The following is a 20,739-nucleotide window of genomic DNA, read 5'->3' as shown; positions in this document are numbered from 1 at the left end:
TGTCAGTCGTCCGTGCGGAGGTACTGGTAGAGGGTTTCCCGGCTGATGTTGAACTCGCGGGCAAGCTGCGCCTTGGGCTCGCCGGCCGTCGCTCGCTGCCGCAGGGTAGCAGCCTGCTCATCGGACAGGGCTTTCTTGCGGCCCCGGTACGCGCCACGCTGCTTGGCCAAGGCGATGCCCTCACGCTGCCGCTCGCGGATCAGGGCGCGCTCGAACTCAGCGAAGGCCCCCATCACCGACAGCATCAGGTTGGCCATCGGCGAGTCCTCGCCAGTGAACACCAGGCCCTCCTTCAGGAACTCGATGCGCACGCCGCGCTGAGTCAGCTTCTGTACCAAGCGACGCAGGTCATCGAGGTTGCGGGCCAGCCGATCCATGCTGTGCACCACCACTGTATCGCCTTCGCGGACGAAGCTCAGCAGCGCTTCGAGCTGGGGGCGCTGGGTGTCCTTGCCCGATGCCTTGTCGGTGAACACCTTGCTCACCTGGGTTTGTTCCAGCTGGCGTTCCGGGTTCTGGTCAAAGCTGCTGACCCGGACGTAGCCGATGCGGTGCCCCTGCACGATGTCTCCTTGGTTGAAGGCGGCTTAAGTGCACTTTCTGTTCCGTTGTGCCTCAAAGCCCATTTCTGTCAGGCTGAAATCTATAACCTTCGCGGGCATGTGTCAAAAAATGGGAAAGCAGACTCTATTCTGACGAAGCGGCGCGGCCCTGCCTGACATCAAGTTAGGGTATGCCTCAATCTGACGGTAGCGAGTCGCAGGCGTTCGGATCGGCATCGGTTTCGTTCCCTGTCTTGGCACGCGCTTCGAAGCGTTGATAACACTCCAACCCGCAGAAGTGCTCGACGTATTCCGCGCCTTCCGGGGTGAAGGCGGCATCGAGCGGGATTTCCTTGCAGCACACGCAGCAACTGGTGGTGGTCGAGTCACTTGCATTCATGGTGGCACCCCTCCATTGACTGACGAAGACGGCGAATGCCGCCGCCGGCATTGGCTTCGCGAACAGGAAGCCTTGTCCTGTGTCGCAGTCCGCTTGTCGCAATAGATCAAGACTCGCCGATGTTTCCACGCCTTCAGCCACCACATCCATGCCCAGCCCGTGCGCAAGCTGAATCACGGTGTGCACGATGGTTTGGTCGCGGCGGTCGTTGGCGAGCCCGGCGACAAACGATTGGTCGATCTTGAGCGTGCTGATTGGGCAGCACTTCAGATGTTGCAGACAGGAATACCCCGTCCCGAAGTCATCGGCGGCGAAGCGCACACCGATCTGCCGCAAGGCGTCCAGGGCGGGGAAGATCGCCGGATCACCAAACGCGACCGATTCGGTCAGCTCGATTTCGAGATACTCGGCGGGCAACTCGGCATCAGCCAGCACGCCCTTTACCCACCCGTCGAAGTCCGGTCCCACTTGGCTCGCCGAAACATTGACGGCCAGCCGGAACGGTCGCCATGCCAGCATTCGCCAGTCACGCATCTGGCGGCAGGCTTCGCCCAGCACCCAAGCGCCGATTTCAGGCATCAGGCCGGACGATTCGACCACGGGCAGGAACTGGCCCGGTGGCAATAGTCCAAGCGTCGGATGACGCCAGCGCAACAGGGCTTCCGCGCCGACAATCCCACCACTGCGCAGATCGACGACGGGCTGGTAGTGCAGTTCAAGCTGCCCGCGCTCGACCGCTTGGGCCAGTTCCGGCGTCGTCCATCCATCCGGCCGGAAAGCGCTCATTCTCTTTCCCTGAATGCCCGCAACGCCCGCGACAGGGACAGAAGGAACAGGCCGGTCAAACCGAGCGCCGCGATGACCCAATGCTCGCCGAGGAAAGCACCGGCGGTTGTGCCGGCCAGCACGACAGCGAGGATGGGCAGGTGGCAGGGGCAAGTCAGCACAGCCAGTCCGCCCCACAGGTAGCCGGTGATCGGTTTGTGCGTCTCGGACGGCAAGCGCTCGGGGTTGTTCATGGCAGACTCTCCGCGTGCTGTGCCGGCTCGGTCGGCAGGGTGGCCAACTGCACTTCCAGATCGGCCAACGCTTCGCGCCGACGCTCGACGAACTGACGCAGCAGGGCAAGCTGCGCGGCCGCTTCGTCGCCGTCCGCCGCATCCAGCGCCCGGCACAGCCGCGCCAGCGCGTCGAGGCCGATGCCCGCCTCGAAGGCCGCCCGCACGAAGCACAGCCGTTGCAAGGCGGCGTCATCGAACAAGCCGTAGCCGCCTGGTGTGCACGCCACCGGGCGCAGCAATCCGCGCAGCAGGTAGTCGCGCACGATATGCACGCTCACCCCGGCATCAAGAGCCAGCCGGGACACCGTGTAGGCGTTCATTGAACACCTCCTTTTTCTCACCCGGCGCAGCAGGAAAGCTGCTTCACATCCTTGTTGAAGGTCTGCGCCGCGAGCTTCAACCCCTCGACCATCGTCAGGTAGGGGAACAACTGGTCGGCCAGTTCCTGCACCGTCATGCGGTTGCGAATGGCCAGAGCCGCCGTCTGGATCAGTTCACCCGCTTCCGGCGCGACCGCCTGTACGCCGATCAGCCGATGGCTGCCTTCCTCGATAACCAACTTGATGAAGCCGCGTGTGTCGAAGTTGGCGAGCGCACGCGGCACGTTGTCCAAGGTCAAGGTGCGGCTGTCGGTCTCGATCCCGTCGTGGTGGGCTTCCGCCTCGCTGTAGCCCACGGTCGCCACTTGCGGATCGGTGAACACCACGGCCGGCATTGCGGTCAGGTCGAGCGCCGCATCGCCGCCGGTCATGTTGATCGCGGCACGGGTGCCGGCCGCTGCCGCCACATAGACGAACTGCGGCTGGTCGGTGCAGTCGCCGGCCGCGTAGATGTTCGGGTTGCTCGTGCGCATGCCTTGGTCGATGACGATGGCACCTTGCGCATTGACAGTGACCCCCGCTGCGTCCAGCGCGAGGCTGCGCGTGTTCGGTGTCCGACCGGTGGCAACCAGCAGTTTGTCGGCGCGCAATTCACCGTGCGTGGTGGTCAGCACGAATTCACCGTCCATATGGGCGACCTGGCTGGCTTGCGTGTGCTCCAGCACCTCGATGCCCTCGGCACGGAAAGCGGCTGTCACCGCCTCGCCGATGGCCGGGTCTTCACGGAAGAACAAGGTATTGCGCGCCAGGACCGTGACCTTGCTGCCCAGCCGGGCAAAGGCTTGCGCCAGCTCCAGCGCCACCACCGACGAGCCGATTACGGCAAGGCGTTCGGGAATGGTGTCGCTCGCCAGGGCCTCGGTGGAAGTCCAGTAGGGTGACTCTTTCAAGCCCGGAATCGGCGGGACCGCCGGGCTGGCACCCGTGGCGACCAGGCAGCGGTCGAACATCACGACGCGCTCGCCACCCTCGTTCAAACGGACGGTAAGGCTCTGGTCGTCCTTGAAGCGCGCCTCACCGTGCACAACGGTGATGGCCGGATTACCGCCCAGGATGCCTTCGTACTTGGCGTGCCGCAGTTCGTCGACGCGGGCCTGCTGCTGGGCCAGCAGCTTACTGCGGTCAATCGTAGGCACAGTTGCCGCAATACCGCCATCGAACGGGCTTTCCCGGCGCAGATGGGCGATGTGGGCGGCGCGGATCATGATCTTGGACGGCACACAGCCGACATTGACGCAGGTGCCGCCGATGGTGCCGCGCTCGATCAGCGTGACCTGCGCGCCTTGCTCGACGGCCTTCAGCGCCGCCGCCATCGCGGCTCCACCGCTGCCAATGACCGCTACCTGCACCGGGGGCTCGTTGCCACTGTGCTTTTCGGCGGCGGCCATCCATCCCCGCACCTTGTCGAGCAGTCCGACGCGGTTGTCCGCCAGTGGCGCATCGGCTAGCGTTGCCTTGTAGCCCAGTCCGGCCACGGCGGCAGTCAGCGCGTCCGGCGATGTGCCCGGCACGATGGCGAGTTGCGCTGTGCCCTTCGGATAGGACACCAGCGCCGACTGCACGCCTGGCACTTTTTCCAGCGCTTCCTTGACGTGCGCCGCGCACGAGTCGCAAGTCATGCCGGTGATTTTTAGATGGGTCATGCAACAGATCCTTTATCGTTTGTGGCGCCAGACAATGACGTCCGTTGTGCTGCGGTGCCGTTTTCAGTGACTCACTGCTTGACGCTGGACGGATAGCCCGCGTCTGCGGTTGCCTTGGTCAGCTTCTGCACGCTGGTCTTGGCATCGTCGAAGGTGACGACCGCTTGGCGTGTCTCGAAAGTCACGTCAACTTTGCTGACGCCTTCGACCTTGGAAATCGCCTTCTTGACAGTGATCGGGCAGGCGGAGCAGGTCATGCCCGGTACGGACAGCGTGACGGTCTGGGTGGCGGCCCAGACGGGGGCAACAACGGCGGCGAGGGCGAGGGAGGCAAACAGTTTCTTCATGGTGAACTCCGATCAGTAGAAAAATGGCATGACGTAGGGAAATCCGAGCGCGACCAGAACCAGCGCGGCCACGATCCAGAAAATGAGCTTGTAAGTAGCTCGCACTTGGGGAATCGCGCAGACCTCACCCGGTTTGCAGGCCGCTGCCTGCCGGTAGATGCGCCGCCAGGCGAAGAACAACGCCACCAGCGCCACGCCGATAAAGATGGGGCGATAGGGTTCCAACACCGCCAAGTTGCCGATCCAAGCGCCGCTGAACCCCAAGGCGATCAGAACCAACGGCCCGAGGCAGCAAGCCGAGGCGAGGATGGCGGCAAGCCCTCCAGTGAAGAGCGCGCCGCGCCCGGTTTTTGGTTCAGACATGCGCTTGTCCTTTCGAATTGAAATTGGATAGCGTAACCTTACTTCCGTACTCATGTACGGAGTCAAGCGATATGGAAAACAATTTGGAGAACCTGACCATTGGCGTTTTCGCCAAGGCGGCCGGGGTCAATGTGGAGACCATCCGTTTCTATCAGCGCAAGGGCTTGTTGCTGGAGCCTGACAAGCCCTATGGCAGCATCCGCCGCTATGGCGAGGCGGATGTAACGCGGGTGCGCTTCGTGAAATCAGCCCAGCGGCTGGGCTTCAGCCTGGATGAGATCGCCGAGCTGCTGCGGCTGGAGGATGGCACCCATTGCGAGGAAGCCAGCAGTCTGGCCGAGCACAAGCTCAAGGACGTGCGCGAGAAAATGGCTGACCTGGCGCGCATGGAGGCCGTGCTGTCTGAGTTGGTGTGCGCCTGCCATGCGCGAAGGGGGAACGTTTCCTGCCCGCTGATCGCGTCACTACAGGGTGGAGCAAGCTTGGCAGGTTCGGCTATGCCTTAGCGTGCTTTATTTTCCGTTTTCTGAGACGACCCCTTAGAAAGCCTAGTCAAAGAGCTGTCACGAGAACACCGTTAGCTTAGCGTACGATTTTTTCCGAATTCTGCGGTTCCCCCGCCTTGAATGGGGGAAGGTTTGGAGGCATGGCGGTATCTCGAATACTGTATGCATTGCCAGTATTGTGGCACATAAATACTGCCGGCGAGCTGCAGCCCTTTACTTGGAAACTGTCGTGATAGCTTTGCAGGCTTCTGCTGAATTTCCCACAAGTGGATGGCGCACAGTCGTGATCATCTAATTGGTATCCCAAAGTGAAATCGGGATACCCGACCATGCACTACCTTCAACAGATTTTCATCGGCGTCTTAACCAGCGCCATCGGCACCGTTATCGGCAGCGTTATTGCACCCCTTGTACAGGCGCCACCGCTCAACCCGCCCATAACAATATCGATCGTTGTAATACAGGTCATAAACTGAAAGCGGTGTGAAGCAATATTGAAAGCATACCTATTGGGGATTGCTCCACTACCACAAGTGTTCTGCCAGGTCGCTACCTCGCAAGCTCAGATAGCGCTGCAAGAGTTTGGGCGAACTGTGCCCGCTGATCCTGGCGATCATCATCGGCTGCAGGGTCGTGCGCTCGAACAGCCGGCAAATGGCCTCGTGGCGCAGGTCATGAAAATGCAGATCCGGACAGCCGGCCGCTTCGAACACCTTCGCGAATTGCTTTGACAGGTCCGAGGAGACGCTGCGCAGCTCCTTGTTTTCTTGGTTGCCGCTCCACCAGGGAAATAGCAATTCACTTGGCGAAAGTGGCCGCTCGAACGAGGCGAAGTAGCTCTTGAACTTGGCCAGGGCAACCGTCGATAGCGGCACCTGCCGCGAGCTGCCGTTTTTGGTCCGCTCCAGGTAGACCGTGCGCTTGGCCAGATTCACCTGTGCGCGGGTCAGTGTGTAGATTTCACGCATCCGCATGCTGGTTTCAAGGGCCAGCTCGAACACCAGGGTGAGAGCTGCCCGGTTATCAACCAGGACCGGCCGTACGGAAATACCAGGCATCGGACTGCCCGATAGCACGGCGCGTATGCGCGGCTCCTCCAGCTCGTCCAGGCGGCGATCGCGGGTGACGTCATAGCGTGCTGATTCGCCCTTGGCCTGGACGGCCTGGCGATCGGCATCGTTGTAGCTGGCGAATTTCTTGGGCAGGAGCCGGATAGGGTTGCGCTCGATGGTCTCACGGCGGACATGGTAGTCCAGGCAGCGGCACAAGGCGCCGGCATAGTGGCGTATGGTCGTAGGAGCCAACACCTGCTCGCGCTTGAGGTCAGTGATCCAGGCCTCTACCCAAGGATAGGTGATGCGTTCCAGGCGGATGTGCCCTATTTGACCCACCAGGGTGTCGAGCAAAAGGCGATCTGAGTCCGGTACCGCCATCGCCAGCTCATAGCGGCGCACTGCCTGCAGGATGGTTTCTACTTTGTCCTTGTTCGCCGTCGCGCGGTCGCGGATTTCAGGCGGGATAATGCCCGCGTCCAGCTGCTGCTCGATGCGTGCGCAGACTGCTATGCCTTCGGCCTCGGTGTCGAATGATATGGAGAAAGGGCGGTCCAGGATCTTCTTGCGCTTGATGGTGAATTCCCACCGATCACCGCGTATGCGTTTAGTGGCCATGCTGAATGTGCTGAGTGATTGATATCTGTTTACACCCTAGCGGATTTCACGGCCGCAGACACACAAAAACCGGCCGCAGCCGGTTTTCTCCAGGTTCTAACAGACGCTTTTTCTAGGTTATCTGGCTGGCAGCCTTCTGCAGCTCTGCGTAGTAACTGGAGTGCATTGTACCCATCTTGGGCAGCGGGGATTGAGTATGTACGCCTGGGGCAGGGGCGAAGTACTCAGCATCGAAATACAGCTGTTCGCGACGATTGAGGTCGAACTTGGTCCGTACGCTCAGGCCGCTGATTTGAAATCCGCCATCGGCGGGGTCCATCACGAATTCACCCTTATGGATCTGGTGGGTCCGCTTCGAGGTGCCGTATGCCACCTGTACGGCATGATCAGCTTCGGACACACGGATCACCAGAGCGGGGCGCTCCTTGGGGCCGGGAGCGCCAGCGTCTTCTTGGTGTGGGAAATAGCACCAGACGATATCGCCTGGCTCAGGTAGTGGGGTGAATTGGTATGTCATGTTTCAGAATAGCCTCTTAGTAAAGCGCTCCTCCGGGATGTTCGTTGCACGGCTGGCGGCACGGATCGCGGCATGTTGAGCGTCGGTTAATGGTCCGTCGTCCAACTCGTATTTGGGCAGGCAGCGGTCGGCCATCTGACGTAGTGCGAGGTGAATAACTTCGGTTTTGCTCAGGCCGGTTTGCTGGGCAAGCAGATCGATAGTCGAGCTGCTTACACCGGTGGGAGTGTCCTGCTTGCGATATCGCAAAAGAACACTGCCGGCGTTTTCGGCGGTGAGGGTCATAGCTGTACTCCAGGTGTGACGGGCCTATTGGCATGCCATTTGGTAAAACTCCTCGGGTATCTCGGTGAGGAGTGATATCTAATGTATATCACAAAGTGCGATTTGTCAAGTGCGGGGTTGACGTGAGAGTTTCACTGTGGTTGCTGACGCATGAGCCCGGTGCTTATGACCATGGCAGGGGAGACCGTACCTGATGCTCCTACGCGAAATCTGCAGCCCTATACCCTTGTTGCCGCTCTGGATTTCACGCAGCGTAACGCTATAGGTCAAGAGTGGCGCGGGTTTCAGCCGCCCGGCGCGCCGCGCGCAACGGCTATGCAAGCCGTTACAGCCCGTTGCGTTTCAATGACTTACCTAACCTGCCACCCCGGCGTCGGCTGGGTAATCAGGCGGCAAAAGCATCGGATTTCGGCGTAACGACTGAGCTCGTTTTCGAGCTCGCGACCAGGTACTGGGCGACGGCTTCGCGGATCAACGCCGCACGGGTCCGCTTGCTCGTCTTCTTGAGCTGGTTCAAGCCTTCGATCTGCTCGGGCAGCAGGTCAACAAGGATGCGATTCATGGTGAGAGCCTTCTATCGGTTATGGCGCCATGGTAAATCGGCGCCACGCCGTGTCTCGGGGCTGCATTCCGAAAACCATCAGGGTCCAGGAGGCGTTACAAGGCACCCGACAGTTGCCGCCTCCCAGGCCTGATCGCGGGCCTTGGCCAGCTCGGCATCCTTGAGCAAGATCCCCACCTTGATTTTGAGCGTATCAGCCTCGTCCTTGCCTACTGGCAACGGCCCTTTGCGCCAGCCATATTCGACCGGCGCCGGCTTCTCCTTGATGCAGGGTACGGCGATCGGCACCTGCACCTGGACGGTTTCGGTGGGCACGGTCTGACGTGTCTCGGCCGGCTGTACCGTCTGGCAACCAGCGATCAGGCTGGCCACTGCGAGGGTTGCAACCAGGCCGAATGCACAGACCCCGAACTGCCCAAGCAGGACCCGACCCGCTGTGGGCGGTGAACGTTTCACGGTCATCATGGCTGCTGCTTCCAGTTGTTATCGAGCATGTCGGAGACTGTTTTCGTCGCGTCCTGCAGGTCCGATTCGAGCAGCCTTATGCGGGCCTGGGACTGATCCTGCAGTCGTGCAGCGTAAGTACGGGCTTGCTCCTGTTGCGCCTGGGCTGCTTGCGATTGCTGGCTGGCCAGCTCCACGGCATGGTTCTGCGCCTGGATCTGCAGCTTGAGGTCGCCGACCGTACCCTTGAGCTCCTGATTGTCACGCAGGGTCTCGATGGTCTGCTGCGTTCGCTCGTCGTACTTGTCGCGCAGGGCCTTGGCCTCGGCCTGCGCGCTACCCAGCGCCGAATAGGCGTCGTACCACGAGCTCAATGTGAGCGCTGCATAGGACAGCGCCGAGACCAGGGCGAAACCGATAATGAGGCGAACGGTATTATTCAGCATGGGCGACCACCTCCAGCTCCAGGGGCGGGTAAACGGTCTGCTCGTCCCGTCCGATCAGGTTGCTTTGATACTTCACCAGGTTGTCGTACTCGTATTTGCCCGGTGGCAGGTTGCTCGGCAGGGAGAACAGGTACACCGTCTCCCGGCAGCCCTGATTCATGAACACTGCGCCTTGAGGTAGGGCGACCAGGCCGCCGGCGGTGCGACGTAGCGAAGGAAAAAACTCGATCGCCGTATCGCTTTGCGTGCAGACCTCCCGGCGAATGCCTACCAGCTCGCCGGCCGAGAATTGCATTTGTGGAGCGCCGCCGGCGTTTTCGATGCCGATATTGCGGACCTTGAACGGCTGGGTGCCGGAGCTGGCCACCAGCAGAGCAATGCCCAGGCCGGCGATGATCACCAGCAGCAGGGCAGGGCAGACGTAGGCGGGGGTAATGGCCTTTTTCATTTGATAACCACCTTAACCAGGGCCGTGCCAAAGGCCATGAGAATGATTGTCGCCAGCCCGTAAACCAGCAGCTTGACGATGGAGAATTGTTCGACGGTGATCGTTTTGGTGATCAGCTCCTCGACCCGTTTGAGGCGATAGTCGTGCTCGACACGAGCAACGTCCAGCGCGTGAATTTTCTCTTCGCTCATGGCGAATCCTCGAAGTAGGAAACGTATTTGTAGCGTCTCAGTTCCAGGACATTCGCCACGTATTCGCGGTTGATGCTGAAAAAAGACTGTCCATATCCCGCCTGGGGGCGCTTGGACTTGAGGCTGTACAACGCCACGTTTCCGGTCCAGCGTGCGGGGTCGCACCCAGTGGTATTGCGGCACAGCAAACGATCCTGCAGCAGGCCCGCCTCGCCGCCGTTGTAGGCGGACAGGGTGAATTTCAATCGCTCCAGGTCATTGGCAGTGTTGCGCTGGCGCTCGTAGATGCCCTTGTCCATTTCCACCAAGGCTGTGATCTGGTAGCGCGGGTCATAGCGCGTTTCCCAGCTCCAATCGCGCAGGCTGTCGTAGGTGTTGGCCAGGTTCTTGATGGTGTCGAAACGGATCGAGCCATCGGCACGGTAGGCGCGCGTGAACTGCCCCAGGCCTATGCCGTTTTCTCGTGCGGTCTTGAGCTCGGCGCGAGGATTCCAGCACTTGCTGTGCTTGAGCGAAATGCAAGACTCCTGCTCGATCTGGCCGGCCAGGAACGAGGGCAGGGGAGCGTCGGGCCAGATGGCGCGCTGCTGCTCGACCAGCACTGGCAGCAGCTCCAGCGCTGCCGGCGGCACGTACTGGGTAGCGTAGGCAGGGGCACCCCCATTGCAGGCGGTGAAGGCGGCCAGGGCCAGGCCTACCAGCAGGCCCCGCACACGCCTTAGCCGCGCGCCCACAGCACCAGACTCAGGAAGATCAGACCCCAGGTGCAGATCAGGGCGGCGAGCACGATGGCGCAGGCGCGATTGCCTGCTACTGCACGAATGAGCAGGTCGCCGAACACGATTTGAGGGAAGGTGATGCGCGATACCACGATTGCCGCCCCCGCCAGCACCAGGGATACCAGGATCCAGACGGCAACCGTCTTGATCATGGACGGATCCAGGGCAAACAGGAGGAGGGAAGCGGGCAGTATCAGCAGCCATGCGCTTTTATCGCCCAGTGATTTGATGCGTCGAACGGTCGTCATGGGATGAACCTCTAGGAAAGACAGGTTCAGTGTGCCGGCGCCCCACCAGGTGGCAGGGCGGCGCTTTCCCGCTCACCGATCAGCGCGCGCGGATCAGGCTGTCGAGCCGGTTGTTGATGCCAATCAATATCGCGGTCTGGTTGTCGCGGGCTTTCTTCCAGCCGTCCATCGTCTTGCTATCAAGCAACGATCGGGCGTCACCCATGCTCATGGCGCTGGCCACGTCAAAGGGCTGGCCGGCATACATCACCAGCTCGGCGCGCACCTCACGCAGCGACTCCGAGAAAGCGCGCTGTTCGCTCGCTGAGCAGATCGGATACCGGAAATCGGGCCGAGGGACGCCCCGGCACCTCCGACACAAACACGACGCCTTCATCGTTGAAGTGGGCATTGAGCAGGTGGCGCTGGGTGAATCTGGCGGCCATGAATGCCTCGCGCAGATCCGCCGAGTCGTTGTCGCCGTAGACCAGCAGGAACGCCATGCGCTCCTCAAGCCATTCGTCGAACTCGTCCGCGCCGATATCCTCCAGGGGCTCCTCTTGGCCGCGACGCAGCTGGCAAGCCATAGCGCCGATAATCCAGCCGACTCGACCCACCAGCTTGCCGCTGCCGTCTGGTAGTTCCACCCGCTGGCCAATAATAATCCGTTCGATGGCCTCGGCCTGATAGCCCAGCAGCGGCGACAGGTACCATTCATCGTCGCCCACTGGGCCTATGTAAATCTCCTCGGCCGTGGTCTGGCCGGCATACAGGTAATCGGGGAAAGTGCCCGTATCGCCAATGCTGAATGTCGGGCCGATGGTGTGCGCCAGGTAATGCGCGAGCACAGCGCCGCGCTCCTCAACGGTCCACAGGCGCGGATCCTCCACGCGGCCCTCAATGTAGCGCTCGGCCGGCTGGACGATGCACTGCAGGGCGTAAGTGGTATTGGCCTCGTGACGCGCTGAAGAGCGCCCACAGATGGCAATGGACTGGCCCAGGCTCAGCTCACGCAGCTGCACCTCCAGGCGCGGCGTGCGGTAGGGGGTGAAATTCATGCGGCGTTTCCAGTTGGATAGGACAAGTCATAGGCGCTATCAAGGAAGGCCATTGCGGCCGTGTCCCAGGCGGTGGTGTCACCAGTGCCCACCAGTCGAGCCAGACGCGAGCGCTCAGGGGAGACGTAACGCCCGCGCTCGTCGAAGGTGTAGCGGGCGCGAACACCCTGCACTGGCAGCAGTTCGGCCAGCTGGCCGCTGAAACTGACCCGCCCCTCGATGATGGCGTTACGCATATCCGCGTGGCACTGCGCACGCAAGTTGGAGCACCGCCGGCTATTTCCCTGCTCCAGACACTCCACCGCGTCGCTCACACAGTACACACGGCACCAGCCACGTTTGCGTAGCCCTTGGTACAAGATGGCCCCGCGACCGCGCTTGTTGACGAAGATGGGCGTATGCCGGCTCAGGGGAGACCCATCCAGGGCGTCGAGCAGTGTCTTGGTGTCATTGCACTGGCCAGCCATGCACACGGCCGCGTAGCGCTCGTCGGCCTCAGTGCCGCGCCCTTTCATCCAGGCGGTGCCGATGGTCACACAGTTGCGATACAAGCCTTCGCCGTAAACCATGAACAAAGCGAATCGCTTGCCATCGTCGTCGAGTGGAACCACGGGTGCAGTACGGCGGGGGCTGATGCATGCCTCGACGTCGCCGAGGGGAACACTAAATAGGGACATGGGCTGCAAGTCGCAAGGTGACTGATGACCTGCAAATGCTATGGGCCTAGGGCAGTACGCTCGGGGCGTACTTTCCCAAAATGATATACTTTCAATATCGAAGGGATGGTAATGCAGTTGCATTTATGGGGCGAAAGGCCCCATAAAAGATATCAGACCAAACTGCTAAAGGTGTCCCACTGCACAAACGACAGGCGCAGCTCCTGCATGCCATCCTCGCGCCGGCTACCCTCGTGCTCGATCGCCTCGGGCCGCATAATCCAGGTGTCGATGTAGGCACCGTCCGACCCTTCGGCCTTGCTGTTGGCAAAGGCGCTGGTGAGCGTGATGCGCACCAGGTAGTCCAAGGGAAGGCCCACGGTCCCATCACCTGGCGCCATGATGCGCTTGAGGTTCTTGAACCACGTTTTAATCGAGCCGCCCAGGTCGTCGTAGGTGGTGACAGACAAGCGCACTGCCTCCACTCCGCTCACGTTGTCGAACGAGCCGGCGCCGATCGTCACCTGCTCGCCTCGCGCTGTGAAGGGCGAAACGTTGTAGTCGATGACAAACATATTCAGGTCCGGTGCGGTGCCGCTGGTGACGTTCACCGCGTTGAACATGAACAGATTTTTGCGCGTCAGGTCGATTCTGGCGAACTCGTCGAGCGTCTTGCGGTAGTTGCTCAGCGAAAGGCCGCCGGTGAGCACATGCTTGCCAGCCTTGACCCGACTGGTGAGCTTGCTGCTGAGCAGGTCGGTACCAAACTTGACCAGGGGGGATACCTGGCCCAGCTTGGAGAGGTAGTTTTGCGCTACCTGATTGGCGGCCTTTTCGAACACGCTCATATGGTGATGACCTCATACATGAAGGCACGCTTGGGCAGCATTTCCTCATAGGCCGCAATCGCCGCCTCGACCTCGGCGGTGCTGCGCCCGTATTGCTCGATGCCCAGGCTCCTGGACGATTCCAGGCCGATCGCATCCTCGCGCTCCACATACAGCCGGAACAGGGGCCAGATCAGGGCGTATTCGCTGGGGCTCAGGTCAAAGTCCTGCTCGCCAGCGACCCGGTTGCTGGCATCCACGGGCGAATGCACAGCCTGGCCAGGCTCAGGGAACAACAGGTCAGCACCGGCAATGCGCGCCTCGGCCTGCGCCACCTGGAAAGCGCTCGGGGCGTTTACCAGGGTGGCCCAGCCGCAGTAGAACCGAATGGCGTTTTTGAGGTGCCGCTCGATCTGTTCATCCGTGAGGATGTTGCCCAGCGGGCGCTCGGCAAGGAACGCCGCCAGCAGGTCAGAGCACCGCATTAGTCTTCATCGTGGTAGTGGTAGAAGACGGTACCGGTCGGTGTCACTACCTGGGTGCGGTTTTCAACGTCGCGATCCAGGGTGTCCCACACGAAACCGATATTCTTGATGCGGTAGCTGCCGGTGTTGTTTTGTGGGGTGCCTTCGTAGACGCGGCCGCTGGCGATGACACCGCCCTGGCTAATCAGCCGGCGCTGCATCTTGCGGAAGTCCTGACGCTTGGTCTCAAACATGGCCACCGGACCTTGCAATGCAGTTGAGACCTGCTGCATCTGCCAGACCTTGGTGCCCATTGGACCTGGCACCTCAATCTCACCCTGCGAGCTCAGCACCGGTGTCGGAAACTGCTTGAACAGGATCATGAGGTTTTCAAAGCCGTCCAGGACGACAGTGAAGTCGGAAGAAATGGACTTATCGCCCAGTGCCATCTGCTGGTCGAACAGCTCCTTGAGATATTCCGGGCTGCTAACGGACATGGTGTACCCCTTAAAAATTTAGAAACATCTTGGCGACGTCGCTGCGATCGAGCGCTGTCAGTGAAGAAAGGGTGACCTGCACCGGCAGATACACATACTTTCCGTCTCGGTACCGAGGGCCATCGAGCGGATTGCTGATGGATTCGAGCACCATTGGCTTGAACACCTGGCCGCCATAAGTCATGCCGACCATAAGGGGGGCTATCGAAGGAAAAAGCGCCTTGATCGTCGCGTCACCCGAGGACCTGGCCGCCTGCGCAACACCGCTATTGGCAGCTGTTGAGCCCACGGCACCGCCTTGCTGGATGATGTTCGACAATGCACCGTCGGCCGCCAATATTTGCGGCAGGGACCAGCGTAACAAGCGCTGGTAGTACTGATAAATCTCCCTTTCCGGGTCCTTGAGCGCACGAAGGTGCAGCGTCAAATTGATCTTGATCGGCGGCATCCCGGAGAACACTTGGCGGCTGTTGAGCTTGGTAATACCGGTACGCCCCTCGATCGCCGACGCCACGTCCCGCGCCTTGTTCGCCGTGTCATTGAGCAAGCCGTTTGCGCCCGCCAGAGCATCAGGCAGCACGGTCTGCAGCGCGTTGATAACGGTGGCGAATTGGCCCGTCTGCAGCATGGCCATCAGCGCCGGCGCCTTGCTTTCAGGACCCACGCTTTCAAACGGCGACTGCCAGTTCATGACGAATTCAATGTTGGCGTCGGTGATCGGCGCATTCACGAATCCCTCACCGGCGTTGAGGCTGCCGGCTGAGTTGCAGGCGAAGAAATTGGCGATCAATTTGGGGTTGAGCTTGCCCCAGGTGACGTCGGCCGCCTGATTGGCGCCCACGCCCCCGACAATGCCTGCCACGGTGCCGAGCAGGCCGCCCTGGCTGCTGGCGGCGCCGATAATCTCGGAGCCGACACCGCTTACCAGAGTGCCCACCGTGGTGCCGGTCACGAACGCAGCGGCTTGCTTTGCCGCGCCCGCAACACTGCCCGCCACGCTACCCACCGCCCCGATCGGGTCGGACACAATGCCTTCGACCGTGAGCGCTGCGCCATTGCCGCGAGCGAGCAAGTCGCTTGCGGTACCGGTCACCTCGCCAGTGAGCTCGCGCGCCAGCGAGCGCGCGCCCTGGACCGTGCCGGCAGCCGCCTTGCGGGCGATTTCGGTGGCCTGGTCGAACACGCTCGCCATGGCTTAGATACCCATCTTGGCGCGTACGCGCATCGATTTGGCACGGCGCAGCTTGGCGATACCGGTATTACTCTTGCGGCGCATTTTGGCCACCGCGATTTTCTGCGCCGAGCTCAAGCGCACAGTGCCGGAGACGCGCTTGTTGATGCGCACCTTCTTGCCCTTGCGTACCGCGACAGTGCGCTTGTACACCGCATCGAGCGCGGCCTCGTCGCTGCCGTCGCCGAATACGAAGTCGGAAGCGTCGGCATCGTTGCCCAGCTTGGAAGCCACCAGCTCCTGCACGCGCTCGCCGGCGTCGTTGTCCCACTCGTTGAGCAGAGCATCGAGGTCGTCGTCGGATACGCCCAGGCTCGACAGGTATTCAGCAGCAGAGTCGGCCAGCTCCAGCAGGTCGTCCTGCTCCATGTCGCTGAGTTCGCCGTCGATATCTTCATCGACCGCGCCCACCAGCAGCGACAACAGGCGATCGGCGTAGCCTTCGCCTTCACCCAGGTCATCGGTCTCAGCCCACTGCAGCACAGCAGACGCAGCGAGCTCCTGGGAGTGCGCAGCGATCCACTGATCAGCAAAAGGCTCGCTCGAATCCAGGCGCATGTTCGCCTGCGCCGCCGCATCGAGCTTGGCCTGTTCGACAGCGGCAGCAACCTGCGCGGCCTCTTGGGCCTGCTGATCGGCATTGGCAGCGTCGAGCTTTGCCTGTTCGGCAAGCAGGCGCGCCGCGTCATCGTTAGGGTTCTGCTCGGCGTTCTGGTTGGCCGAGTCGAGCGCAGCCTGGGCCGCCGCAGCTTTGGCGCTGGCGGCCGCGACCGGCGAGCCCATGCGGGCTGCCATCAGGACACTGCGAAGAAAAGTGGACATGGATCTACTCCTTACTTGGAAAGGGTCTGGCCGACGGTGATAACGCGCGCAACGCCCTGGTAGGCGATCGAGTAGCGCGTATCCATCTTTTGCTTGGGCGCCTGGGGGTTCGCCGAGATAGTCGCCTTGTAGGCCGAGCCTTTGAGGTCATCGGATGGAACGAACCACCCGGCGATCTGCAGGGCTTCGAAGGCGTTTTCGATGAAGTTTTTGCTCTTGCTGATGGCCTCGTCCATCGGGCCCTGCAGCACTTCCTTCTCGAATGCAGTCACCGCGTCATCCACAGATGCCGACATTTCTGCAACCGAGGACAGCGACTTGTCGCCGTTGGTCTTGGCGCAGGTCAGGCTGTCGCGGAACACCAGTTTGCTGCCCGAGGAGTAGGTCTCGAAGCACACAGGGTTGATCTTGGCCTTGGCGAGTTTGTCCAGGGTCGGATCATCGAGCTTGCGCATCTGGCGGGCGCCGGTGCGGTTGGTGATCGGAAACGCTGCGCCGGCTACTGGCCGATGCTTGGGTGCTACGCCGTTGGCGTCGGTGACCGCGTTACGCGCACAGCGCATGCCCAAATGCACGCCCGATGCACCGATGTAGGCCTTGCCGCCGTTGAGCGGATCATCAGCCAGAACAGGACACCAGAAAGCGACCGGATAGTGGCTGTCGATGCCCAGGTTCTGCACGAAAGCGATCGCAGCGTCGGCCGACAGGTTGCCCGGAACGTCGAACGGGAATGGCTTGTTGGTCTTGGTCGCGAAGGCCGACAGCTTGGACAGGAGCGAGACGTTTTGCGTACCGCCACCGTGCAAGTAGCCCCAGCCGATATCGGTGTCGAACAGGCGAGTGATTGCCGCGTCGTAGTCGGTCGAGGCGTAGGCAGTGCCGCCTTCGCTGAAATAGTTCAGGGTGGCAAAAACCCACTTCTCATTGCCGTTGTTATCGTAGCCGTAGAAGTCGGCATCGGTGGGTACCGATTGGCCGTTGCCCACGGCCACCTCGACCATTTCGGTCAGCCCGGAAACGACTGCCGGCAGGAATGAGCTCATGCCCGATTGATTCTTGGCGCTGGCCAGCAGCGAGCCCTGGAAGTCGTCGAACAAAGGTTCGCCCGTCTTCGCATCGAGCAAGCGAATGACCACCTCGGTGGAAGGCTGCAGCACGCCCTGGTCGGTGCGACTTTCCGGCGCGTAGATGCCGATTTTCACGCCATCGTTGAAGCATTCCAGGTGCTTGACGCTCACCAGGAAATTGCCCGGTGCGGTTTCCGCCACGGCCCAGGCGCCTTTCTTGTCAGCCCCGAGGGTGGCCACCATCAGGTTGTTTTTCGCAGCCGCAGGAGCAAGACGCGAGACGACCATTTGATAGGTGCCAGCATCAAGGCTCTCATACAGCTGAATGTGCGCCTCATTCAGGGCGCTGGCCAAGGTGGAACTGGCCTGGCCGAGCATGCGCTGGCGAGTGCTGGCATCGACCAGAAAAGCGCGGTCGATCGGGCCACGCTCGAAGCGGCCGAGGGTCGCCACGATCTGGTCGGTGTTCTGAATCACGCCACCGCCGGTATTGTCCTGCAGCGCTAGCAGCTGGACGCCCGACCGGTAAACGATCTTGTCGCGAGAAAAAGGAATGGAAGACATTATGACGCTCCTTGAACGACCGGCGTAACGACGGTGACGGTGCCGATTTTCTCTTGGTCCAGAACGTCGGCCGTGGCGACTATTCCGAAAACCACGTCGTACAGCTGGCCGTGGCTGTGACAGGTGTGCTCGACGCTCATTTCCGAGTCGATCACGAGCGCTGGCACGGCCTGGGCGATGACCAGAGTGCGCGGCAGGGCGTTGGTCACCTGAATGGTCACGGGGAATACGGGTGACTGGCTCAGCAGCTGGGTCGTGATCGCGGCCGCGTCCAGGCCTTTGCCCAGCTCACCCTTGCTCACGTCGGGGCCGGTAGCCGGTGCCACAGCTTTTTTACTCGCCATGATCCTCGACCTCCCAATGCACGCCGTACGTGGTAGTCCAGCCACGCAACACGCTCAGCTGCTCCAGCGAGCTATGAACAGCGGCGCGGTGTCGCTCGTCGCGAAACTGGACCTCGATCGTCTGCAGGGCCTCCACGGTCACGCTGGTGCCTGGAATGTGGATAGGCTCGTGCAGCGAGTTGGATACGCGGCGCATGAGCAGCACCGGCGCAGGAATCTGCACCTCGGCCTCACCTGGGCTCGTTACGGCCTCGTCGGCGCCGCTCTCGGGCCCTGGCGCAGGCTCTGCTGGTGTTTCATCCGCTGGCGCTTCATCTGCCGGGGTGTCGCTCTCTGTCGATGCAGGAGGGGTTGCAGGGGGCGCTGCCGAAGCATCGCCGGTGCCATCGCCTGCAGGGGCTGTAGAAGCGCTGTCGGACGCATCGGCATTGTCAGACGCGCCTGGCAGGCCGCCGGGGCCTTGAGAGGCTGCACCAGAGTCAGCGTTTTGGTTTGGGGTGTTCGATTCACCACCGCCCACAAGCAACAAAGCCGCCGAATCGGCGGCCTTGTCTTGAGTGGCAGTGGCGACCGGCTTGGCCTTGGCAGCAGCAGGCTTGCGCGTGCTTGCTTTGGCCGTAGGCGTGGTCGCCATGGGCAGCTCCTTACGAGGAATGCAGGTTGATGACGTCGATCAGGCACACGCCGCTTGCGCTTGGCTGGTGCTTGTTCACATCGGTGAAGTTGCGGGTGTAGATCGCCTGCCCGTACTTCATGTTGGTGCCGAACGCAGTCGGCAGGATGGTGACCGGTACCGCGTCGCCCATGACGAAGGTGTTACGCGCCGGAGTGGTCGAACGGCCCAGGCCCAGGATCTGCGAGGAGTTGGCGGTTTCCACCAATTCCCATGGGCAGTAGTAGACCTCGAAGCGACCGAACAGGCGGCCCACGCGGTAGATACCTGGTACCGCCACCAGACCCGACGGCTCGAACAGGTCACGCGGCAGCGATTCCCACTGCGCTTTGATGCGCTTGCCGATGTACAGGTGGGTGATGCCACGGTCCATCGTGGTTTCAGCCATCACCTGGTCGCAGATACCCAGTACCGACGGGAAGTCCTGCCAGATTTGAGCGCGAGTCTTCTGCGCCATCTGAGTGGTGTAATCGAAGTCGAACACCTGGCGGTTCTGCTGACCCAGGGCCAGCGCTTTGCGCAGGATCGAACGGTGACGCTCGACGGTGACCTGGTTGCGAGCACACAGCAGCGATTCGCTCTGCAGGTCGATGCCCAACTCGTTCTGGTACTGGGTTTTCGAGTCGATGGTTTGCGACAGCAGGCCACGCCACGCAACAGCGTAGTGGTTGAAGGTCTGCACCTGGGTCTCGATCACTGGCGCCATTTCAGGCTGCAGTTCGTAGTCCAGGTAGCCCTCGGCCACAACGGTGGTGCCTTCTGGCAACGCCGGAGCGAAGCCCAGAGTAACGGCACCAGTCATCAAGTTGACCGAGCCACTGATGCCGTACTGGGTACCTTTCAGGATCGCAGTACCGCTGATAGGGCTCTGCACCACAGCAGCATTGGTGTTCGGGTTTTCTTCGGCCACATGGAAGCCGTTGACGAACACCTGGGTGCGGCCGCGCAGCAGCTTGATGTTGGCTGCGCCGCCAGCGGTCAGCGACAGGGCGCCGGTACCGGTGGTGCGATCGGCGTTGAAGGTCAGTGCAACACGGCGCTCGGACGACAGGTAAGTGTCACCGGTGTTGATGCCGTCCAGCAGTTGGCCGATCTTGTAGCCGCCGACTTCGGAGCCTGCCTGGTGGTTCACGATACCCAGGATGGCCTGGTTGGAGCCGATGCCGGTGGGCAGGTAGGTGGCCGCCGGGAAGGCCTCGGCAATGCTGCTCAGCAGGCCGATCTGGATCTTTTCAGGCATGGCCGACCGCGCGTCGTGGTGAGCGGTGCTGCCCACGCCGTCGATTTTCAGATCCTTGAGAGGAGCCAGCGAAATCATCACCGAGTCCAGGGCGGACTCGATCACGTCAGCGGTCGGCAGGTAGCCGTGCGCTTTCTCGTGCAGCTTCATGCCTTGCAGCACGCTGTCCACGATCAAGGCGCCGTGTTCGCCGTTGGTTTGGTCCAGGATCTTCTGCAGGCATTCCGGCAGTGCGCCGGTGTTGTTCTGCAGGAAGCTGTGAGAAAAGCCGTCGCTCACTTTGCCTGCGCTGTCGAGCACAGTGCCAAGCGCCGTGGCACCTTTGGATTCTTCGTAAAGGCCGTCGAAAACGCGTTCGGTTTTCGCCTGCTTGAGTTCTGCATAGTTGGCGCGAGTGGTCATAGCATCCCGTCTCGGATTGAATGTGAGAGGCACCCCAAGGGCGGGGCTATGAATAAGTTAAAGGCCCTGGAACGGGCCTTTTT

General features: G+C 61.4%; 30 protein-coding genes. 1 reads left to right on the top strand and 29 read right to left on the bottom strand.

Going from position 1 to position 20,739, the window contains the following annotated elements; all coding sequences use genetic code 11:
* Positions 1 to 2: 2 nt before the first annotated feature.
* From QMX89_RS10220 to merT, 7 genes are all read right to left on the bottom strand, one after another.
* On the bottom strand, positions 3 to 563 hold the full coding sequence (locus tag QMX89_RS10220; RefSeq protein WP_001161490.1) for a recombinase family protein: 561 nt from the start codon (positions 561 to 563) through the stop codon (positions 3 to 5).
* A gap of 175 nt (positions 564 to 738) precedes the next feature.
* Positions 739 to 1,728 (bottom strand): DUF3330 domain-containing protein, encoded by a 990-nt coding sequence (locus QMX89_RS10215; protein ID WP_003132006.1) that lies wholly within the window; start codon positions 1,726 to 1,728, stop codon positions 739 to 741.
* Complete coding sequence (merE, locus tag QMX89_RS10210; protein WP_003132004.1) at positions 1,725 to 1,961, bottom strand: broad-spectrum mercury transporter MerE; 237 nt, start codon at positions 1,959 to 1,961, stop codon at positions 1,725 to 1,727. The genes QMX89_RS10215 and merE overlap by 4 nt, the downstream gene beginning before the upstream one ends.
* Positions 1,958 to 2,323 carry a mercury resistance co-regulator MerD gene (gene merD, locus QMX89_RS10205; RefSeq protein ID WP_000995360.1) on the bottom strand — a complete coding sequence of 122 codons (366 nt, stop codon included), beginning with the start codon at positions 2,321 to 2,323 and terminating at the stop codon, positions 1,958 to 1,960. The genes merE and merD overlap by 4 nt, the downstream gene beginning before the upstream one ends.
* 17 nt (positions 2,324 to 2,340) lie before the next feature.
* The gene (gene merA / locus QMX89_RS10200; protein ID WP_003156770.1) at positions 2,341 to 4,026 is read right to left on the bottom strand and encodes a mercury(II) reductase; all 1,686 of its coding nucleotides are present in this window, start codon (positions 4,024 to 4,026) and stop codon (positions 2,341 to 2,343) included.
* Positions 4,027 to 4,097: 71 nt separating this feature from the next.
* On the bottom strand, positions 4,098 to 4,373 hold the full coding sequence (gene merP / locus QMX89_RS10195) for a mercury resistance system periplasmic binding protein MerP (protein ID WP_003131987.1): 276 nt from the start codon (positions 4,371 to 4,373) through the stop codon (positions 4,098 to 4,100).
* A 12-nt stretch (positions 4,374 to 4,385) separates the two neighbouring features.
* On the bottom strand, positions 4,386 to 4,736 hold the full coding sequence (merT, locus tag QMX89_RS10190) for a mercuric ion transporter MerT (protein WP_003131974.1): 351 nt from the start codon (positions 4,734 to 4,736) through the stop codon (positions 4,386 to 4,388).
* 71 nt (positions 4,737 to 4,807) lie between these two features.
* On the opposite strand from merT, the gene QMX89_RS10185 reads away from it, so the two are divergent.
* Entirely contained in the window at positions 4,808 to 5,242 is a 435-nt protein-coding gene (locus QMX89_RS10185; RefSeq protein WP_003131969.1) for a mercury resistance transcriptional regulator MerR, read from the top strand.
* Between the two features lie 524 nt (positions 5,243 to 5,766).
* Here the strand turns inward: QMX89_RS10185 and QMX89_RS10180 are convergent.
* The 22 genes from QMX89_RS10180 to QMX89_RS10075 form a co-directional block, all read right to left on the bottom strand.
* Positions 5,767 to 6,912, bottom strand: a complete 1,146-nt coding sequence (locus QMX89_RS10180) for a site-specific integrase (RefSeq protein WP_282348063.1) — start codon at positions 6,910 to 6,912, stop codon at positions 5,767 to 5,769.
* Positions 6,913 to 7,024: 112 nt separating this feature from the next.
* Positions 7,025 to 7,429: a hypothetical protein gene (locus QMX89_RS10175; RefSeq protein WP_282348062.1), complete on the bottom strand. Its 405-nt coding sequence runs from the start codon at positions 7,427 to 7,429 to the stop codon at positions 7,025 to 7,027.
* A 3-nt stretch (positions 7,430 to 7,432) separates the two neighbouring features.
* Positions 7,433 to 7,714 (bottom strand): hypothetical protein, encoded by a 282-nt coding sequence (locus QMX89_RS10170; protein ID WP_282348061.1) that lies wholly within the window; start codon positions 7,712 to 7,714, stop codon positions 7,433 to 7,435.
* Between the two features lie 385 nt (positions 7,715 to 8,099).
* Complete coding sequence (locus QMX89_RS10165) at positions 8,100 to 8,276, bottom strand: CopG family transcriptional regulator (RefSeq protein WP_282348060.1); 177 nt, start codon at positions 8,274 to 8,276, stop codon at positions 8,100 to 8,102.
* A gap of 78 nt (positions 8,277 to 8,354) precedes the next feature.
* Complete coding sequence (locus QMX89_RS10160) at positions 8,355 to 8,741, bottom strand: hypothetical protein (protein WP_282348059.1); 387 nt, start codon at positions 8,739 to 8,741, stop codon at positions 8,355 to 8,357.
* The gene (locus tag QMX89_RS10155; RefSeq protein ID WP_282348058.1) at positions 8,738 to 9,166 is read right to left on the bottom strand and encodes a hypothetical protein; all 429 of its coding nucleotides are present in this window, start codon (positions 9,164 to 9,166) and stop codon (positions 8,738 to 8,740) included. Before QMX89_RS10155 ends, QMX89_RS10160 begins: the two co-directional genes overlap by 4 nt.
* Positions 9,156 to 9,614: a hypothetical protein gene (locus QMX89_RS10150; RefSeq protein WP_282348057.1), complete on the bottom strand. Its 459-nt coding sequence runs from the start codon at positions 9,612 to 9,614 to the stop codon at positions 9,156 to 9,158. Before QMX89_RS10150 ends, QMX89_RS10155 begins: the two co-directional genes overlap by 11 nt.
* A complete protein-coding gene (locus tag QMX89_RS10145; RefSeq protein WP_282348056.1) occupies positions 9,611 to 9,805 on the bottom strand; it encodes a hypothetical protein in 195 nt (64 codons plus the stop codon). Before QMX89_RS10145 ends, QMX89_RS10150 begins: the two co-directional genes overlap by 4 nt.
* Positions 9,802 to 10,518 (bottom strand): hypothetical protein, encoded by a 717-nt coding sequence (locus QMX89_RS10140; RefSeq protein WP_282348055.1) that lies wholly within the window; start codon positions 10,516 to 10,518, stop codon positions 9,802 to 9,804. The genes QMX89_RS10145 and QMX89_RS10140 overlap by 4 nt, the downstream gene beginning before the upstream one ends.
* 5 nt (positions 10,519 to 10,523) lie before the next feature.
* Positions 10,524 to 10,832, bottom strand: a complete 309-nt coding sequence (locus QMX89_RS10135) for a hypothetical protein (RefSeq protein WP_282348054.1) — start codon at positions 10,830 to 10,832, stop codon at positions 10,524 to 10,526.
* Between the two features lie 79 nt (positions 10,833 to 10,911).
* Positions 10,912 to 11,097 carry a hypothetical protein gene (locus QMX89_RS10130; RefSeq protein ID WP_282348053.1) on the bottom strand — a complete coding sequence of 62 codons (186 nt, stop codon included), beginning with the start codon at positions 11,095 to 11,097 and terminating at the stop codon, positions 10,912 to 10,914.
* Between the two features lies 1 nt (position 11,098).
* A complete protein-coding gene (locus tag QMX89_RS10125; RefSeq protein WP_282348052.1) occupies positions 11,099 to 11,869 on the bottom strand; it encodes a hypothetical protein in 771 nt (256 codons plus the stop codon).
* Complete coding sequence (locus tag QMX89_RS10120; RefSeq protein WP_282348051.1) at positions 11,866 to 12,546, bottom strand: hypothetical protein; 681 nt, start codon at positions 12,544 to 12,546, stop codon at positions 11,866 to 11,868. The genes QMX89_RS10125 and QMX89_RS10120 overlap by 4 nt, the downstream gene beginning before the upstream one ends.
* A 152-nt stretch (positions 12,547 to 12,698) precedes the next feature.
* Positions 12,699 to 13,373, bottom strand: a complete 675-nt coding sequence (locus QMX89_RS10115; RefSeq protein WP_282348049.1) for a hypothetical protein — start codon at positions 13,371 to 13,373, stop codon at positions 12,699 to 12,701.
* Positions 13,370 to 13,837, bottom strand: coding sequence for a hypothetical protein (locus QMX89_RS10110; RefSeq protein WP_282348047.1), 468 nt, complete (start codon positions 13,835 to 13,837; stop codon positions 13,370 to 13,372). Before QMX89_RS10110 ends, QMX89_RS10115 begins: the two co-directional genes overlap by 4 nt.
* Complete coding sequence (locus QMX89_RS10105) at positions 13,837 to 14,313, bottom strand: hypothetical protein (RefSeq protein ID WP_282348046.1); 477 nt, start codon at positions 14,311 to 14,313, stop codon at positions 13,837 to 13,839. Before QMX89_RS10105 ends, QMX89_RS10110 begins: the two co-directional genes overlap by 1 nt.
* Before the next feature lie 10 nt (positions 14,314 to 14,323).
* Complete coding sequence (locus QMX89_RS10100; RefSeq protein ID WP_282348045.1) at positions 14,324 to 15,505, bottom strand: hypothetical protein; 1,182 nt, start codon at positions 15,503 to 15,505, stop codon at positions 14,324 to 14,326.
* Positions 15,506 to 15,508: 3 nt separating this feature from the next.
* Positions 15,509 to 16,366 (bottom strand): hypothetical protein, encoded by an 858-nt coding sequence (locus QMX89_RS10095; RefSeq protein WP_282348044.1) that lies wholly within the window; start codon positions 16,364 to 16,366, stop codon positions 15,509 to 15,511.
* An 11-nt stretch (positions 16,367 to 16,377) separates the two neighbouring features.
* Entirely contained in the window at positions 16,378 to 17,997 is a 1,620-nt protein-coding gene (locus QMX89_RS10090) for a hypothetical protein (protein WP_282348043.1), read from the bottom strand.
* A complete protein-coding gene (locus QMX89_RS10085; protein ID WP_282348042.1) occupies positions 17,997 to 18,341 on the bottom strand; it encodes a hypothetical protein in 345 nt (114 codons plus the stop codon). The genes QMX89_RS10090 and QMX89_RS10085 overlap by 1 nt, the downstream gene beginning before the upstream one ends.
* Complete coding sequence (locus QMX89_RS10080) at positions 18,331 to 18,975, bottom strand: hypothetical protein (protein WP_282348041.1); 645 nt, start codon at positions 18,973 to 18,975, stop codon at positions 18,331 to 18,333. Before QMX89_RS10080 ends, QMX89_RS10085 begins: the two co-directional genes overlap by 11 nt.
* A gap of 10 nt (positions 18,976 to 18,985) precedes the next feature.
* Positions 18,986 to 20,656 (bottom strand): hypothetical protein, encoded by a 1,671-nt coding sequence (locus tag QMX89_RS10075; protein ID WP_282348040.1) that lies wholly within the window; start codon positions 20,654 to 20,656, stop codon positions 18,986 to 18,988.
* Between the last annotated feature and the right edge of the window lie 83 nt (positions 20,657 to 20,739).

The organism is Pseudomonas sp. PS01301 (genome assembly GCF_029960215.1).
In the GTDB taxonomy this organism is placed as follows: domain Bacteria; phylum Pseudomonadota; class Gammaproteobacteria; order Pseudomonadales; family Pseudomonadaceae; genus Aquipseudomonas; species Aquipseudomonas coleopterorum.
The sequence above is the reverse complement of the archived record's forward strand: the minus strand, read 5'-3'. Positions and strand labels throughout refer to the sequence as shown.

Coding starts and splice junctions, on each gene's coding strand:
- QMX89_RS10090 (WP_282348043.1), bottom strand. CDS start 17,997: ATGTCTTCCATTCCTTTTTCTCGCGACAAGATCGTTTACCGGTCGGGC.
- merD (WP_000995360.1), bottom strand. CDS start 2,323: ATGAACGCCTACACGGTGTCCCGGCTGGCTCTTGATGCCGGGGTGAGC.
- QMX89_RS10115 (WP_282348049.1), bottom strand. CDS start 13,373: ATGAGCGTGTTCGAAAAGGCCGCCAATCAGGTAGCGCAAAACTACCTC.
- QMX89_RS10175 (WP_282348062.1), bottom strand. CDS start 7,429: ATGACATACCAATTCACCCCACTACCTGAGCCAGGCGATATCGTCTGG.
- QMX89_RS10095 (WP_282348044.1), bottom strand. CDS start 16,366: ATGTCCACTTTTCTTCGCAGTGTCCTGATGGCAGCCCGCATGGGCTCG.
- merP (WP_003131987.1), bottom strand. CDS start 4,373: ATGAAGAAACTGTTTGCCTCCCTCGCCCTCGCCGCCGTTGTTGCCCCC.
- QMX89_RS10075 (WP_282348040.1), bottom strand. CDS start 20,656: ATGACCACTCGCGCCAACTATGCAGAACTCAAGCAGGCGAAAACCGAA.
- merA (WP_003156770.1), bottom strand. CDS start 4,026: ATGACCCATCTAAAAATCACCGGCATGACTTGCGACTCGTGCGCGGCG.
- QMX89_RS10135 (WP_282348054.1), bottom strand. CDS start 10,832: ATGACGACCGTTCGACGCATCAAATCACTGGGCGATAAAAGCGCATGG.
- QMX89_RS10155 (WP_282348058.1), bottom strand. CDS start 9,166: ATGCTGAATAATACCGTTCGCCTCATTATCGGTTTCGCCCTGGTCTCG.
- QMX89_RS10150 (WP_282348057.1), bottom strand. CDS start 9,614: ATGAAAAAGGCCATTACCCCCGCCTACGTCTGCCCTGCCCTGCTGCTG.
- merE (WP_003132004.1), bottom strand. CDS start 1,961: ATGAACAACCCCGAGCGCTTGCCGTCCGAGACGCACAAACCGATCACC.
- QMX89_RS10110 (WP_282348047.1), bottom strand. CDS start 13,837: ATGCGGTGCTCTGACCTGCTGGCGGCGTTCCTTGCCGAGCGCCCGCTG.
- QMX89_RS10215 (WP_003132006.1), bottom strand. CDS start 1,728: ATGAGCGCTTTCCGGCCGGATGGATGGACGACGCCGGAACTGGCCCAA.
- QMX89_RS10120 (WP_282348051.1), bottom strand. CDS start 12,546: ATGTCCCTATTTAGTGTTCCCCTCGGCGACGTCGAGGCATGCATCAGC.
- QMX89_RS10105 (WP_282348046.1), bottom strand. CDS start 14,313: ATGTCCGTTAGCAGCCCGGAATATCTCAAGGAGCTGTTCGACCAGCAG.
- QMX89_RS10165 (WP_282348060.1), bottom strand. CDS start 8,276: ATGAATCGCATCCTTGTTGACCTGCTGCCCGAGCAGATCGAAGGCTTG.
- QMX89_RS10185 (WP_003131969.1), top strand. CDS start 4,808: ATGGAAAACAATTTGGAGAACCTGACCATTGGCGTTTTCGCCAAGGCG.
- QMX89_RS10180 (WP_282348063.1), bottom strand. CDS start 6,912: ATGGCCACTAAACGCATACGCGGTGATCGGTGGGAATTCACCATCAAG.
- QMX89_RS10085 (WP_282348042.1), bottom strand. CDS start 18,341: ATGGCGAGTAAAAAAGCTGTGGCACCGGCTACCGGCCCCGACGTGAGC.
- QMX89_RS10145 (WP_282348056.1), bottom strand. CDS start 9,805: ATGAGCGAAGAGAAAATTCACGCGCTGGACGTTGCTCGTGTCGAGCAC.
- QMX89_RS10170 (WP_282348061.1), bottom strand. CDS start 7,714: ATGACCCTCACCGCCGAAAACGCCGGCAGTGTTCTTTTGCGATATCGC.
- merT (WP_003131974.1), bottom strand. CDS start 4,736: ATGTCTGAACCAAAAACCGGGCGCGGCGCGCTCTTCACTGGAGGGCTT.
- QMX89_RS10100 (WP_282348045.1), bottom strand. CDS start 15,505: ATGGCGAGCGTGTTCGACCAGGCCACCGAAATCGCCCGCAAGGCGGCT.
- QMX89_RS10125 (WP_282348052.1), bottom strand. CDS start 11,869: ATGAATTTCACCCCCTACCGCACGCCGCGCCTGGAGGTGCAGCTGCGT.
- QMX89_RS10080 (WP_282348041.1), bottom strand. CDS start 18,975: ATGGCGACCACGCCTACGGCCAAAGCAAGCACGCGCAAGCCTGCTGCT.
- QMX89_RS10160 (WP_282348059.1), bottom strand. CDS start 8,741: ATGATGACCGTGAAACGTTCACCGCCCACAGCGGGTCGGGTCCTGCTT.